Here is a 13,605-nt window from a genome sequence, read left to right as displayed (position 1 = left end):
GCCACCAGACTCCGCGCGGGGTCGACACGAGCACTCGTGTCGGCCCCGCGCTTTTTTCGCGTCTCAGGCGCCTCCGTTGACCGCTACCGCATCGCGGAAGTAAGTTTCCATTCACATCTGGGTGGTTACCGGCTACCCGACAGTAGGTGCGACGATGCAAAAGGCACGGCGGCGCGAGGAGCGCGCACCCGTTCGCAGGACAGAAAGCAGAGGAACCCGACCATGGCAACGGCGCCCAGCGTCTCCTACTCGATGACCGTCCGACTCGAGCTCCCCGCCGGCGGAAGCTCGGTCAGCCAGATCACCACGGTCGTGGAGTCCGCGGGCGGCCATGTCACCGCGCTGGACGTCACCGCCTCCGGCCACGAGCGGCTGCGTATCGACGTCACCATCGCCGCCACCTCGACCGACCACGCGGCGGCGATCGTCCGTCAACTCGGTGAGATCGAGGGCGTCTCGCTGGGCAAGGTCTCCGACCGTACGTTCCTCATGCACCTCGGTGGCAAGATCGAGATGTCGTCCAAACACCCCATTCGCAACCGCGACGACCTCTCGATGATCTACACGCCCGGCGTGGCCCGCGTCTGCACCCAGATCGCGGAGAACCCGGAGGACGCCCGCCGGCTGACCATCAAGCGGAACAGCGTCGCCGTGGTCACCGACGGTTCCGCCGTGCTGGGCCTGGGCAACATCGGCCCGATGGCCGCGCTGCCCGTCATGGAGGGCAAGGCGGCCCTCTTCAAGCGCTTCGCCGGTATCGACGCCTGGCCGATCTGCCTGGACACCCAGGACACCGACGCGATCGTGGAGATCGTCAAGGCCATGGCGCCCGGCTTCGCGGGCATCAACCTGGAGGACATCTCCGCCCCGCGCTGCTTCGAGATCGAGGAGCGGCTGCGCGAGGCCCTGGACATCCCGGTCTTCCACGACGACCAGCACGGTACGGCCATCGTCGTGCTCGCCGCGCTGCACAACGCGCTGCGGGTGGTCGGCAAGGACATCGGCGACGTACGCGTCGTCATGTCCGGCGCCGGCGCCGCCGGTACGGCCATCCTGAAGCTGCTGCTGGCCGCCGGCGTCAAGCACGCGGTGGTCGCCGACATCCACGGCGTCGTGCACGCCGAGCGGGCCGACCTCAAGGACGCCGACAGCGGTTCCGCGCTGCGCTGGATCGCCGACAACACCAACCCCGAGGGCGTCACCGGCACCCTCAAGGAGGCCGTCGTCGGCGCCGACGTCTTCATCGGCGTCTCGGCTCCGAACGTGCTCGGCGGCGAGGACGTGGCGGCGATGGCGGACGGCGCGATCGTGTTCGCGCTCGCCAATCCCGACCCGGAGATCGAGCCGACCGTCGCCCGGCAGACCGCCGCCGTCGTGGCCACGGGCCGTTCCGACTTCCCGAACCAGATCAACAACGTGCTGGTCTTCCCCGGTGTCTTCCGCGGCCTGCTGGACGCGCACTCGCGGACCGTCAACGACGCGATGATGCTCGCCGCCGCCCGCGCCCTCGCCGACGTCGTCGGCGAGGAGGAGCTGAACGCGAACTACATCATCCCGAGCGTCTTCAACGAGAAGGTCTCCGGCGCGGTGGCCGGCGCGGTGCGGGAGGCGGCCCGGGCCGCCACCGGATCCTGAGCCGGCCTCCTCGAAGCGGCGCCGCCGGGCCGATGACGCGTCCGAACGTGTGGAGTGTGGCCGCGCTGTGGGCGGTGTCACCGTCAACAGGCGGCGCGTCGCGGAAGCAACCGGTGTCGGGCGTGCGTAGGGTTGCGCCAGACGTGTCGGTTTCGGCGCGCTGACAAGAGCCACGGAGCGTCACCACGGCGGGCCCGGGGTCCACTCGAGGTGACGCGGTGGAGCGGCGGATTGGCTTTCGCCCCACTGGTGGGGGCAGGATGCGACCGGGCGCGGGGGTCGTTAGACCCGACCCGGTTCCAGTGGCTGTCATAGGCCCCTGGCAGCATCGGCTTCGATCTCACGCCTCATCGGCAAGAAGAACACGGGAGTAACAGACATGAACCGCAGTGAGCTGGTCGCCGCCCTGGCCGACCGCGCCGAGGTGACCCGCAAGGACGCCGACGCAGTGCTGGCCGCTTTCGCCGAGACCGTCGGCGAGGTCGTCGCCAAGGGCGACGAGAAGGTCACCATCCCGGGTTTCCTGACCTTCGAGCGCACCCACCGTGCGGCTCGCACCGCTCGCAACCCGCAGACCGGTGACCCGATCCAGATCCCGGCCGGGTACAGCGTCAAGGTGTCCGCGGGCTCCAAGCTCAAGGAAGCCGCCAAGGGCAAGTAAGGCAGCAGCGCAGTGGGGTGGCCGTCCGCCAGTGGACGGCCACCCCACGCGTGGTTCTGACGGGCGGTCCGCCGCACGGTCGAGCCGTCGTCGCCGGCCTGTCGGTCACCGCCCCGCCAGTCGCCGTCCCGTCAGTCGGGGTCGGCGGCGAGCAGGTCCGGGTCGGTGAGGTCGACCTCGGTCAGCGAGGTCACCACGACCGTCCGGGGCCCGCGCTCGACGCCGGGGACGGACGGCACCGCCAGGACCCGGCAGCCGGCCGTCAGCGCCGCCGTGACGCCCGCCGGGGTGTCCTCCACCGCCAGGCTGTCCTCCGGCGCCACGCCGAGGCCCAGGCAGGCGGCCAGATACGGGTCCGGGTGCGGCTTGCTGCGGGAGGCCTCGCCGTCGGCGAGGGTGAGCAGGAAGCGGTCGGCGCCCAGCTCGGAGATCACCAGATCGGCGACCGCCCGTTCCGAGGCGGTGACCAGCGCGATCGGCACGCCCAGTGCGGCGGCCTGGTCGAGCAGACGCAGCGCGCCCGGCCTGATCGTCAGACCGGTTCTGATCGAGGTCGTGAACACCCGGTCCAGACGGCGGGCCAGCACTCCCGCCGGCCGTCCGGTGCGTTCGGCCATCAGTTCCGCCGCCCGGCTCAGCGGCAGCCCGGCGAACGCGGCGGTGATGTCGTCGGCGAGGGCCGGGGCGCCGTACTCGTAGAGCAGTCCGGCCACACAGCGCAGCCAGGTGTGCTCGGTGTCGACAAGCGTGCCGTCCATGTCGCACAGCAGCGCCGCCGGGGGGACGCGGAAGCCGGCGCCGGGCCGGCCGGCGGGCTCGGGCGGTGTGCTCACGGTCATGCGAGCGCCGATCGGACCAGCGGGTTCGTACGAGTGGAGTTCCGCACGGTGAACACCACCGAACCGGGCCGGTAGCGGTCGTCGGAGGTCTCCACGGGCCGTCCCTCGGGGGTCGTGGTGGTGCGTCTCACCCGCAGCAGCGGGCTGCCGCGCCGCACGCCGAGCCGGCGGGAGTCCTCGGTGCCGGCGGCCACCGCGTCGATGTGGTGCTCGCCGTGCGCGAAGACCAGCCCGGTGCGCTCGTACAGCTCCTGGGTGACGGACTCGCAGTCGTCGGGGAGTTCCGCCACCGAGGTGGCGATCCAGCCCGCGTAGACGGTCCGTTCGAGCAGGGCGGGTTCGCCGTCCAGCGTGCGCAGTCGCAGGACGCGCAGCACCTCGCCGCCGGGCGGGAGTTGCAGCAGCGCGGCCTCCTCGCCGTCCGCCCGGCCGGGCGCGGACTCCAGTACCAGGCCGCCCGGCGTGTGTCCGCCGCCGCGCGCCCACTGGGCGAAGCTGCGCAACTCCGCGAAGGACTGGCTGGGCGCCGTGGAGAGCACGACCCGACGGGCACCCTGCCGCGAGCCCACCATGCCCTCTGCCTCCAGGGCGCTGACGGCCTGGCGGACGGTCCCGCGTGACACGCCGTGCGCGGCGGCCAGTTCCGCCTCGGACGGCAGCGCGCTGCCCACCGGATGGCGGCCGTCGCCGATGGCCGTCCGCAGCGCCTCGGCGATCTGCTCGTGCCTACGGGTCAACAGGGCTCCCTGGTTCTGTGAGGTGGTGTCCGATCCACCGACATGATGCCGGTACTGCGCTTGATCATTTGACCTGTGCACAGAGAAGCTCAGACTGACCCAGCGGCGCCCATACGCCTTACCAATCCGGAGCGCGTTAAACCCTTTGCACGAGCATCGCATGACCTGCCGGTACCCGGCATGCTCCGGTTCTCCTCGCGGACACCCGCCGGTCAACCACGACTGCCTTACTGGGTGGCGTCTTGTCCATACAGGTAGGGAGTGAGACACCGTGGGACGTTACCGAAGGCCGGGCCGGCGCCTGGCCTCCCTGCTCGCCGCGGCCGGGCTGCTGCTGGCCGTGGCGGCACCCGCCGGGGCCGCGCCGTCCGAGGGCCGCGCGGAGCCGACGCGGCTGCGCGTGATGAGCCTCAACCTCTGGCACGGCGGCGCCCAGGTCGACGACGGCCTGGCCAAGCAGGTCGCCGTCATCCGCAAACACCGCCCCGACGTCGTCGGCCTTCAGGAGACCTCCGGCCATGCCGCCCGCGACCTGGCCGCCGAACTCGGCTGGCACCACTACCAGTCCGGCGGCAGCATCGGCGTGATCAGCCGCTTCCCGATCACCGGGCACGTCGGCTCGACCAGCGCCGCCGCCGGTGTCCGCCTCGAACTCGGCGGCGGCCGGAAGCTGGAGCTGTGGTCCGCCCACCTCGGGTACCACCCCTACGGCCCCTACGACGCCTGCTTCGACCGGATGGACGTGGACCGGATCTTCGAGCGCGAGGAGCGGTCCGGCCGGGTGCCGCAGGCCAGGGAGCTGGCGGAACGACTGGCGGGGGCCGTCGAGCGGGCCGACGACGTGCCCGTCCTGCTCGTCGGCGACTTCAACTCGCCCTCCCACCTGGACTGGACGGCCGCCACCCGCGACCGGCACTGCGGCTACGGGCCCGTCGACTGGCCGACCACCCGCATCCTCGCGAACGCCGGCTTCCGGGACTCCTTCCGTGAGGTCCACCCCGACCCGGCCCGCGTGCCCGGGGAGACCTGGTCGCCCGTCTACCCGTTCCACAACGGCTCGACCGGCCGCGCCGAACCGCAGGACCGCATCGACTACGTCACCTACGCGGGCGCCGCGCTCACCCCGCTGCGGTCGGCCGCCGTCGTCGACGGCCGCCCCCGGCCCGTCCCCGACCACCGGGGCAACCGCTGGCCCACCGACCACGCCGCCGTCCTGACGGACTTCGCGCTGGGAGGCTGACCGCGCCGCCGGGTCGAGGACAGTGCCTGACCGGAACGGACTCTAGGGTGCAAGAGGTAACCGAACAGGGCAAAGCATTCCAATCCGCCCGTTCGTCCGCACCACCGCAGGAGTCCTCCCCATGAAGATCGCTGTCCTCGGCACCGGCGCCGGCGCCCGCTGCCACATCGCCGCGCTCTCCGCGCTCGGCCACGAGGTCGTCGTCGGCACCCGCGACCCGCAGGCCACGTCGATCCGCAGCGCCCCCGACATGATGGGCACCCCGCCGTTCCCGGTCTTCCACGCCGAACACCCCGAGGTGCGCCTCACCACCTTCGCCGAGGCCGCGGACGCCGCCGAGCTGGTGATCAACGGCATCGACGGCGCCAACGCGGTGGCCGCGCTCAGCCGCATCCCCGGCGACGCGCTCGCCGGGAAGACCCTCGTCGACTACGCCGTGCCCTACGAGTACAACCCCGACGTGCCCCGCCCCTGGCCCACGCCGTGGGGCGTCATGCCCCGGCTGACCGTCTGCGACACCGACAGCCTCGCCGAGCAGATCCAGCGCGCGCTCCCCGACGCCCGGGTCGTGAAGGCGTTCGTCACCCAGGAGCAGGAGACCGTCGTGCGCCCCGGCGAGTTCGGCGGCGGTGACCACACCACGCTGATCGCCGGAGACCACCAGGGCGCGAAGGCGCAGGTCACCGAGCTGCTCTACGGCTACGGCTGGCGGGACGTACTGGACCTCGGCGAACTGTTCGCGGCCCGGGGCATGGAGATGTACGCGCATCTGCACTGCGCGATCGGGCTGGCGCTCGGCGGCCACCGCTTCGGAGTGAAGATCGTGCGCTGAGACGCCGCCCGGGGAACCGCGGAAAGCCGACCGCCCCGCGAGGCGCGTCCTCGCGGGGCGGTCATCGACTTCTACCGCCTCAGGGAAGCTCGATCTTCGCGCCGAGCGCGGGCAGCTTCTCCATGAAGTTCTCGTAGCCGCGGTTGATCAGCTCGATGCCGTGCACCCGCGAGGTGCCCTGCGCGGCCAGCGCGGCGATCAGGTACGAGAAGCCGCCCCGCAGGTCGGGAATGACCAGGTCGGCGCCCTGGAGCTTCGTCGGACCCGAAACCACCGCGGAGTGCAGGAAGTTGCGCTGCCCGAAGCGGCACGGCGTGCCGCCCAGGCATTCACGGTAGAGCTGGATGTGCGCGCCCATCTGGTTCAGCGCCTCGGTGAAGCCCAGCCGCGACTCGTACACCGTCTCGTGCACGATCGACAGCCCCGAGGCCTGGGTCAGGGCGACCACCAGCGGCTGCTGCCAGTCGGTCTGGAAGCCGGGGTGCACGTCCGTCTCCAGCGCGATGGCCTTCAGCGGCCCGCCCGGGTGCCAGAACCGGATTCCGTGGTCGTCGATCTCGAACTGGCCGCCGACCTTCCGGTAGGTGTTGAGGAAGGTCATCATCTCGCGCTGGCTGGCGCCGCGCACGTACACGCTGCCCTCGGTGGCCAGCGCCGCGCAGGCCCAGGACGCGGCCTCCAGCCGGTCCGGCAGCGCCCGGTGGTTGTAGCCGCCGAGCCGGTCGACACCGGTGATCCGGATCGTGCGGTCGGTGTCCATCGAGATCATCGCGCCCATCTTCTGGAGCACGCAGATCAGGTCCTCGATCTCCGGCTCCACGGCCGCGTTCGACAGCTCGGTGACGCCCTCGGCGAGCACCGCCGTCAGCAGCACCTGCTCGGTCGCGCCGACCGACGGGAACGGCAGCTGGATCTTGGTGCCGCGCAGTCGCTGCGGGGCCTCCAGGTACTGGCCCTCGGGGCGCTTCTCGATCGTCGCGCCGAACTTCCGCAGCACGTCGAAGTGGAAGTCGATCGGCCGACCGCCGATGTCGCAGCCGCCCAGGCCCGGGATGAAGGCGTGCCCCAGCCGGTGCAGCAGCGGACCGCAGAACAGGATGGGAATGCGGGAGGACCCGGCGTGCGCGTCGATGTCGGCGACGTTGGCGCTCTCCACGTGCGAGGGGTCGAGCACCAGCTCGGCCTCCTCCTCGCCGCCGCGGACCGTCACCCCGTGCAGCTGGAGAAGCCCGCGCACGACCCGCACGTCACGGATGTCGGGCACGTTGCGCAGTCTGCTCGGCTCGCTCCCCAGCAGTGCGGCGACCATCGCCTTGGGCACGAGGTTCTTCGCGCCGCGGACTCGGATCTCGCCCTCCAGCGGGGTGCCGCCGTGGACAAGCAGAACGTCATCGGTGGTGACGGTCATGGGACTCGCGATCTCTACTAACGGCAGGGGACAAACTGGAATGGTAGTGCGCGTGGCGACGCCGTCGACCCCCCGTGCGACGGCCGCCACTCCGCGTCGAACGACGCCTCCACCCCGTGACCGGTTCCCGCCCCGGCGTGTCGCCCGCCCCACACCGGGGCCCGTGGGGCGGTCGTGGTTGGGCGTTGCCCCTCCCGGAAACGCCGAAGTGCGGGACTATGGGGCCATGACGCAGGTGACCTCGCTCACCGGACGGCTCCTGGTGGCCACGCCGGCACTGTCGGACCCGAACTTCGACCGTGCCGTGGTGCTGCTCCTCGACCACGACGAGGACGGCTCGCTCGGCGTGGTCCTCAACAGGCCGACGCCGGTGGACGTCGAAGACATCCTGGAACCCTGGGCCGAGTTCGCGGGCACGCCCAGCGTGGTGTTCCAGGGCGGACCGGTCTCGCTCGACGCGGCGCTGGGCGTCGCGGTCATCCCCGGCGAGCACGGCCCGCTGGGCTGGCGCCGGGTGCACGGTGCGATCGGCCTGGTCGACCTGGAGGCCCCGCCGGAGGTGCTGGCCGCCGAGCTGGGCTCGCTGCGGATCTTCGCGGGCTACGCGGGCTGGGGCCCCGGTCAGCTGGAGGACGAGCTGTCCGAGGGCGCCTGGTACGTCGTGGAATCCGAACCGGGCGACGTCTCCTCGCCGGACCCGGAGAAGCTGTGGCGCGCGGTGCTGCGGCGGCAGCGCAACGAGCTGGCCATGGTCGCCACCTACCCGGACGACCCCTCGCTCAACTGACGGCCGGCCCCGCGGCGCCGGTCCCGCGGGGGAGCGCCGACCGGGTTTTCCACAGGGCGCCGCGGAGGTGGGGAGGTCCGGCGCCGGATGAGTACCCTTGGTCTGTATGAGCACTCTTGAGCCCGAGCGCGGAACCGGCACCGGCACCCTGGTAGAGCCGACCCCGCAGACCTCCCACGGCGACGGCGACCACGAGCGTTACGCGCACTACGTCCAGAAGGACAAGATCATGGCGAGCGCGCTCGACGGCACGCCCGTCGTGGCGCTCTGCGGCAAGGTCTGGGTACCCGGTCGCGACCCGAAGAAGTACCCGGTGTGCCCCATGTGCAAGGAGATCTACGAGTCCATGGGCGCCGGCGGCGGCAAGGGCGACAAGGACGGCAAGGGCGGCGGCAAGAAGTGAGCCGCCCACCGGCGCCCCGCCGCGACGCGGCACCCCGTACGCCCGACGACGGCGGCGCGGCCGGCAGCGAGCGCTGGAAGGAGCGCAGCGTCTGGCTGCGCGTCTTTGTCTACGTGTTCGTCACCCACCTGTTCGCGGGCTTTGTGATGCTGCTCTTCTACGTGGGCGGCGGCCAGTAGCCCGTCGTCGACGATCAACGACACGCCGCCGGTGCGGCCCCTCTCGAAGGGCGCCGCACCGGCGGCGTTTTCCGTTCCCGTCTTCCGTGTGGCGCCAGTGCGTTGCAGGGAGTGCGGCTGGGGATCACAGCTTCGCCAGCTCCCTTGTTCGAGTCGAACGGCCCGCCATAGCCTGCGCCCAATTGTGCGGAACGAAACGCGCGTTGCGTATGACGCAACAACGCAGGGAGTGCGGCCATGAAACTCTCCACACGTCTCACCACGACCCTGTCCGCGCTGCTGCTCGCCGGCCTCACGGCCACCGCGACCGGCTGCGCGCCCAGCACCTCCGACAACCGCGGCGACGGCGCCGACCGGAAGACCGGCACGCTGCGCGTCTGGCTGTTCCAGGAGGTGAACAACAAGCCCAAGGCCGCGATCGTCGACAAGGCCGTCAACGCCTTCACCGCACGCCACGAGGGTGTGAAGGTCGACGTCCGCTACATACCGGTGGAAAGCCGCGCCGAGCGGATGAAGGCGGCCTTCAACGACCCCTCCTCGGCCCCCGACCTCGTCGAGTACGGCAACACCGACACCGCCGGCTACGTACGGGACGGCGGACTCGCCGACGTCACGGCGGAGTTCGACGCCTGGGACGAGGCGAAGGACACCGACCGCACCGCCCGTGGCTCGGTCACCGTCGACGGAAAGGTCTACGGCGCACCGCTGTTCGTCGGCGTGCGCGCCCTCTACTACCGCACCGACGTCTTCGACGACCTCGGACTGAAGCCGCCGCGCACGCTGAAGGAGGTCGCCGACACCGCGCGCCGCATCCGCGCCGAGCGGCCCGACATGTACGGCCTCGCCGTCGGCGGCGCCTACACCTACGGCGCGATGCCGTTCGTCTGGGCGCACGGCGGCGACATCGCCACCGAGCGGGACGGGAGGTTCCGCGCGGCCGTCGACAGCCCCGCCTCCCGCGCCGGCATCACCGCCTACACCGACCTGTTCGGCAAGGACAACTGCCCGGCGTCCCGCTGCGCCCGGATGGGCGGCAACGACACCGTCGAGGCGTTCGCCGCCGGCAAGGCGGGCATGGCCATCGCCGGCGACTTCAGCCGCCAGGCCGTCGAGTCCGGCCAGGTGAAGGGCAAGTACGCCGTCGTGCCGCTGCCCGGTGTGAAGACCGGCGAGATCGCCCCCGCGTTCGCCGGCGGCAACAACCTCGGCGTGCTGCGCAGCACCTCCCATCGCACGCTCGCCGTCGAACTGATGCGGGAACTGGCCGGAAAGCAGACACAACGCGAACTGTTCGACGCCATGGGCTTCCTGCCGACCTTCGACGACGTCCGCAAGGAGGTCGCCGCCGACGAGCCGTTCGTCGAACCGTTCGTCCGTACCCTGCGGGCCGGGGCGCGCTTTGTCCCCGCCACCCCCGCCTGGGGCCAGATCGACGCCGGCCAGGTGCTGCCCACGATGTTCCAGGAGATCGCCAGCGGCCGGAAGGACGTCGACACCGCCTCCGCCGACGCCGCGCGGCGTATGAACGCCGACTTCGCCAAGGCCGCGAGCTGACACATGGCCCGCACCACCACGGTCAAGGACGTGCGGGGGGCCGGCTGGACGCCCTGGCTCTACCTGGCCCCCGCACTCGTCGTCCTCGCCGGGCTGCTGGTCTACCCGATCTACCAGCTCGGCCTGATCTCTTTCCTCGAGTACACCCAGGCCCAGGTCAGCGGCGGCGAGCCGACCACCTTCCGGGGCCTGGACAACTACGCCGAACTCTTCGCCGACGAACAGTTCTGGAGCGTGCTGGGCGCCACCGTCGTCTTCGCCGCCGCCTGCGTGCTGTGCACACTCGCGGTCGGTTGCGCGCTCGCCGTACTGCTCACCCGAGTCCGGGCGCTGCCCAGGACGCTGCTGATGCTGGCCTCGCTCGGCGCCTGGGCGACCCCGGCCATCACCGGCTCCACGGTGTGGGTGTTCCTCTTCGACGCCGACTTCGGACCGGTCAACAAGCTGCTCGGCCTGACGGACCACTCCTGGACCTACGGCCGGTACAGCGCCTTCGCGCTGGTGCTGTTCGCGGTCGTCTGGTGCTCGTTCCCGTTCGTCATGGTCACGATGTACGCGGGCATCCGCGCGATCCCCGCCGAGGTACTGGAGGCGGCGGCCCTGGACGGCGCCTCGACCTGGCGCATCTGGCGCAGCGTCATGGCGCCGATGCTGCGGCCCATCCTCGTCGTGGTGACGATCCAGTCGATCATCTGGGACTTCAAGGTGTTCACGCAGATCTACGTCATGACCGGGGGAGGCGGCATCGCCGGCCAGAACCTGGTGCTCAACGTGTACGCGTACCAGAAGGCGTTCGCCTCCTCGCAGTACAGCCTCGGCTCGGCGATCGGCGTGGTGATGCTGCTGATCCTGCTCGTCGTGACGCTGGTCTACCTGCGCGTCATCCGCCGGAAGGGGGAGGAACTGTGATCAGACGACCCTGGCGGCTGGCCGCCGAGCTGACCGCGCTGCTCACCGCGGTGGTGGTCGCCTTCCCGCTGTACTGGATGGCGCTGTCGGCGTTCAAACCGGCCGGCGAGGTGCAGTCGACCCAGCCGAGACCGTGGACGCTCAGCCCGACCCTCGACTCCTTCCGGCGCGTCTTCGAACAGCAGGACTTCGGGAGGTACTTCCTCAACAGCCTGCTGGTCGCCGGCACCGTCGTACTGGCCTCCGCGCTGATCGCGTTCCTCGCCGCGACCGCCGTCACCCGCTTCCGGTTCAGGTTCCGCACCACACTTCTGATCATGTTCCTGATCGCCCAGATGGTGCCGATCGAGGCGCTGACCATCCCGATGTTCTTCCTGATGCGGGACGCCGGACTGCTCAACACGCTCGGCTCGCTGGTGCTGCCGCACCTGGCGTTCTCACTGCCGTTCGCGATCTGGATGCTGCGCGGCTTCGTACGGGCCGTACCCGAGTCGCTGGAGGAACAGGCGTACCTCGACGGGGCCAGCCGCACCCGCTTCCTGTGGCAGATCCTCTTCCCCCTGGTCTTCCCCGGACTCACCGCCGTCAGCGTCTTCTCGTTCATCTCCACGTGGAACGACTTCCTCTTCGCCAAGTCGTTCATCATCAGCGCCACCGAGAACTCCACCCTGCCGATGGCCCTGCTCGTCTTCTTCGACACCGACACCCCCGACTGGGGCGGCGTGATGGCCGCCTCCACCGTGATGACGATCCCGGTACTCGTCTTCTTCGTACTCGTTCAGCGCCGCCTGGTCTCCGGACTCGGCGGCGCGGTGAAGGACTGATCCCATATGACCGACACACCCGTCCCCGACCTCGGGCTTGTCCCTGTCCCGCACGAGGTGCGCCTGACCGGAGGTGAGTTGACGCTTGGTGCGAGCACCACCCTGGACGCCGGGCCCGCCACCGAGGGCGTCGCCCGGTGGCTGCGCGCCACGGTCGGCACCGCCACCGGCCTCGACCTGCCGCCGCACACCACCGGAGCCGACGGCCCGGTCCTGCGACTCGCCGTCGACCGGGCCGCCGCGCCCGAGGCGTACCGGCTGGAGATCACCGACCAGGGTGTCGAAATCCTCGGCGGCGACACCGCCGGCGTCTTCTGGGGCGCCCAGACGCTGCGCCAACTCCTCGGCCCCGACGCCCACCGGCGCGCGAACCTCGGCCGCACCACCACCTGGACGCTGCCGCACACCCGGATCAGCGACCGGCCCCGGATGCGCTGGCGCGGCTTCATGCTCGACGTCTCCCGCCACTTCACGCCCAAGGAGGGCGTGCTGCGCACCCTCGACCTGCTGGCCGCGCACAAACTCAACGTCCTCCACCTGCACCTGACCGACGACCAGGGCTGGCGCATGGAGATCCGCCGCTACCCGGAACTCACCGAGGTCGGAGCCAGGCGCGCCCGCACCCGCGTCGGCCACACCGCCTCCGACCTGTGGGACGAACGCGTCCACGGCGGCCGCTACACCCAGGACGACCTCCGGGAGATCGTCGCCTACGCCGCCGAACGCCACATCACCGTCGTACCCGAGATCGACATTCCCGGGCACTCCCAGGCGACCGTCACCGCCTACCCACAGCTCGGCAACACCGACGCCCTCACCCCCGAACAGGCCGCCGAACTCGACGTGTGGACCGGCTGGGGCGTCAGCCCGCACATCCTCGCCCCCACCGAACACACCCTGCGCTTCTTCGAGCACGTGCTGGAGGAGGTACTCGACGTCTTCCCCGGCGAGTTCGTGCACCTCGGCGGCGACGAGGCCGTCAAGGACCAGTGGCGCGCCTCCGCCACCGCCCAGCGCCGCATCACCGAACTCGGACTGCGCGACGAGGACGAACTACAGGCCTGGTTCATCCGGCACTTCGACCGCTGGCTCGCCGCACGCGGCCGCCGACTCGTCGGCTGGGACGAGATCCTGGAAGGCGGCAGCCTCGGCCCGGACGGCGAAGGCCTCACCCCCGGCGCCACCGTGTCCTCCTGGCGCGGCTACGCCGGCGGCGTCCAGGCCGCCCGCGCCGGCCACGACGTGATCATGTGCCCCGAACAGCACGTCTACCTCGACCACCGGCAGGCCGACGGCGACGACGAACCCGTCCCCATCGGCTACGTCCGCACCCTGCGGGACGTCTACCACTTCGAGCCCGTGCCGCCGCAACTCGCCGGCACCGACGCCGCCCGGCACGTCATCGGCGCCCAGGCCAACCTGTGGACGGAGGTCGTCGAGAACCAGCAGCGCCTCGACTATCAGACCTTCCCCCGCCTCGCCGCCTTCGCCGAGGTCGTCTGGAGCGACCCCGCCACGCGCGACTACGCCGACTTCGACCGGCGCATGATCGCCGCCCACTACGCCCGGCTCGACGCCCTCGGCGTCGACTACCGAC

13 protein-coding genes and 1 pseudogene are annotated in these 13,605 nt (G+C 71.0%); 11 read left to right on the top strand and 3 right to left on the bottom strand.

The window, feature by feature from the left end; translation table 11 throughout:
- Positions 1 to 222 precede the first annotated feature (222 nt).
- Positions 223 to 1,635 carry an NAD-dependent malic enzyme gene (locus tag FNX44_RS01710; RefSeq protein ID WP_143646101.1) on the top strand — a complete coding sequence of 471 codons (1,413 nt, stop codon included), beginning with the start codon at positions 223 to 225 and terminating at the stop codon, positions 1,633 to 1,635.
- Between the two features lie 379 nt (positions 1,636 to 2,014).
- Positions 2,015 to 2,296 (top strand): HU family DNA-binding protein, encoded by a 282-nt coding sequence (locus tag FNX44_RS01705; RefSeq protein WP_007498188.1) that lies wholly within the window; start codon positions 2,015 to 2,017, stop codon positions 2,294 to 2,296.
- A gap of 131 nt (positions 2,297 to 2,427) precedes the next feature.
- Here FNX44_RS01705 and FNX44_RS01700 read toward each other — a convergent pair whose 3' ends face one another.
- Both FNX44_RS01700 and FNX44_RS01695 read right to left on the bottom strand, forming a co-directional pair.
- Positions 2,428 to 3,135, bottom strand: coding sequence for an HAD family hydrolase (locus FNX44_RS01700; protein WP_228449532.1), 708 nt, complete (start codon positions 3,133 to 3,135; stop codon positions 2,428 to 2,430).
- Positions 3,132 to 3,872, bottom strand: coding sequence for a GntR family transcriptional regulator (locus FNX44_RS01695; RefSeq protein ID WP_143646100.1), 741 nt, complete (start codon positions 3,870 to 3,872; stop codon positions 3,132 to 3,134). Before FNX44_RS01695 ends, FNX44_RS01700 begins: the two co-directional genes overlap by 4 nt.
- Positions 3,873 to 4,143: 271 nt before the next feature.
- Here FNX44_RS01695 and FNX44_RS01690 point away from each other — a divergent pair, with 271 nt between their 5' ends.
- Together FNX44_RS01690 and FNX44_RS01685 are read left to right on the top strand one after the other, a co-directional pair.
- Positions 4,144 to 5,112, top strand: a complete 969-nt coding sequence (locus FNX44_RS01690) for an endonuclease/exonuclease/phosphatase family protein (RefSeq protein WP_323369015.1) — start codon at positions 4,144 to 4,146, stop codon at positions 5,110 to 5,112.
- A gap of 121 nt (positions 5,113 to 5,233) precedes the next feature.
- Positions 5,234 to 5,944, top strand: a complete 711-nt coding sequence (locus FNX44_RS01685) for an NADPH-dependent F420 reductase (protein ID WP_143646099.1) — start codon at positions 5,234 to 5,236, stop codon at positions 5,942 to 5,944.
- A gap of 79 nt (positions 5,945 to 6,023) precedes the next feature.
- On the opposite strand, the gene murA is transcribed toward FNX44_RS01685, so the two are convergent.
- Entirely contained in the window at positions 6,024 to 7,352 is a 1,329-nt protein-coding gene (gene murA, locus FNX44_RS01680) for a UDP-N-acetylglucosamine 1-carboxyvinyltransferase (RefSeq protein WP_143646098.1), read from the bottom strand.
- Positions 7,353 to 7,578: 226 nt separating this feature from the next.
- Here murA and FNX44_RS01675 point away from each other — a divergent pair, with 226 nt between their 5' ends.
- The 7 genes and pseudogenes from FNX44_RS01675 to FNX44_RS01645 form a co-directional block, all read left to right on the top strand.
- Positions 7,579 to 8,139, top strand: a complete 561-nt coding sequence (locus FNX44_RS01675) for a YqgE/AlgH family protein (RefSeq protein WP_143646097.1) — start codon at positions 7,579 to 7,581, stop codon at positions 8,137 to 8,139.
- 106 nt (positions 8,140 to 8,245) lie between these two features.
- Positions 8,246 to 8,542, top strand: coding sequence for a DUF3039 domain-containing protein (locus FNX44_RS01670; protein ID WP_143646096.1), 297 nt, complete (start codon positions 8,246 to 8,248; stop codon positions 8,540 to 8,542).
- A gap of 65 nt (positions 8,543 to 8,607) precedes the next feature.
- Positions 8,608 to 8,721: pseudogene (locus FNX44_RS28710) on the top strand (DUF6126 family protein); the annotation flags it as partial.
- A 237-nt stretch (positions 8,722 to 8,958) separates the two neighbouring features.
- Positions 8,959 to 10,275 (top strand): extracellular solute-binding protein, encoded by a 1,317-nt coding sequence (locus tag FNX44_RS01660; RefSeq protein WP_143646094.1) that lies wholly within the window; start codon positions 8,959 to 8,961, stop codon positions 10,273 to 10,275.
- A 3-nt stretch (positions 10,276 to 10,278) separates the two neighbouring features.
- Positions 10,279 to 11,184, top strand: a complete 906-nt coding sequence (locus tag FNX44_RS01655) for a carbohydrate ABC transporter permease (protein ID WP_143646093.1) — start codon at positions 10,279 to 10,281, stop codon at positions 11,182 to 11,184.
- Positions 11,181 to 12,008: a carbohydrate ABC transporter permease gene (locus FNX44_RS01650; protein WP_143646092.1), complete on the top strand. Its 828-nt coding sequence runs from the start codon at positions 11,181 to 11,183 to the stop codon at positions 12,006 to 12,008. Before FNX44_RS01655 ends, FNX44_RS01650 begins: the two co-directional genes overlap by 4 nt.
- A gap of 6 nt (positions 12,009 to 12,014) precedes the next feature.
- The coding region (locus FNX44_RS01645; RefSeq protein WP_143646091.1) for a beta-N-acetylhexosaminidase at positions 12,015 to 13,605 on the top strand (1,591 nt) is incomplete at its 3' end.

Origin of the sequence: Streptomyces alkaliterrae, from assembly GCF_007097205.2 — a bacterium.
Classification (GTDB): domain Bacteria; phylum Actinomycetota; class Actinomycetes; order Streptomycetales; family Streptomycetaceae; genus Streptomyces; species Streptomyces alkaliterrae.
The sequence above is the reverse complement of the archived record's forward strand: the minus strand, read 5'-3'. Positions and strand labels throughout refer to the sequence as shown.

Bases quoted from the DNA above. Each gene is read 5' to 3' on its own strand.
- FNX44_RS01700 (WP_228449532.1), bottom strand. From the start codon at position 3,135: ATGACCGTGAGCACACCGCCCGAGCCCGCCGGCCGGCCCGGCGCCGGC.
- FNX44_RS01670 (WP_143646096.1), top strand. From the start codon at position 8,246: ATGAGCACTCTTGAGCCCGAGCGCGGAACCGGCACCGGCACCCTGGTA.
- FNX44_RS01655 (WP_143646093.1), top strand. From the start codon at position 10,279: ATGGCCCGCACCACCACGGTCAAGGACGTGCGGGGGGCCGGCTGGACG.
- FNX44_RS01685 (WP_143646099.1), top strand. From the start codon at position 5,234: ATGAAGATCGCTGTCCTCGGCACCGGCGCCGGCGCCCGCTGCCACATC.
- murA (WP_143646098.1), bottom strand. From the start codon at position 7,352: ATGACCGTCACCACCGATGACGTTCTGCTTGTCCACGGCGGCACCCCG.
- FNX44_RS01660 (WP_143646094.1), top strand. From the start codon at position 8,959: ATGAAACTCTCCACACGTCTCACCACGACCCTGTCCGCGCTGCTGCTC.
- FNX44_RS01675 (WP_143646097.1), top strand. From the start codon at position 7,579: ATGACGCAGGTGACCTCGCTCACCGGACGGCTCCTGGTGGCCACGCCG.
- FNX44_RS01710 (WP_143646101.1), top strand. From the start codon at position 223: ATGGCAACGGCGCCCAGCGTCTCCTACTCGATGACCGTCCGACTCGAG.
- FNX44_RS01705 (WP_007498188.1), top strand. From the start codon at position 2,015: ATGAACCGCAGTGAGCTGGTCGCCGCCCTGGCCGACCGCGCCGAGGTG.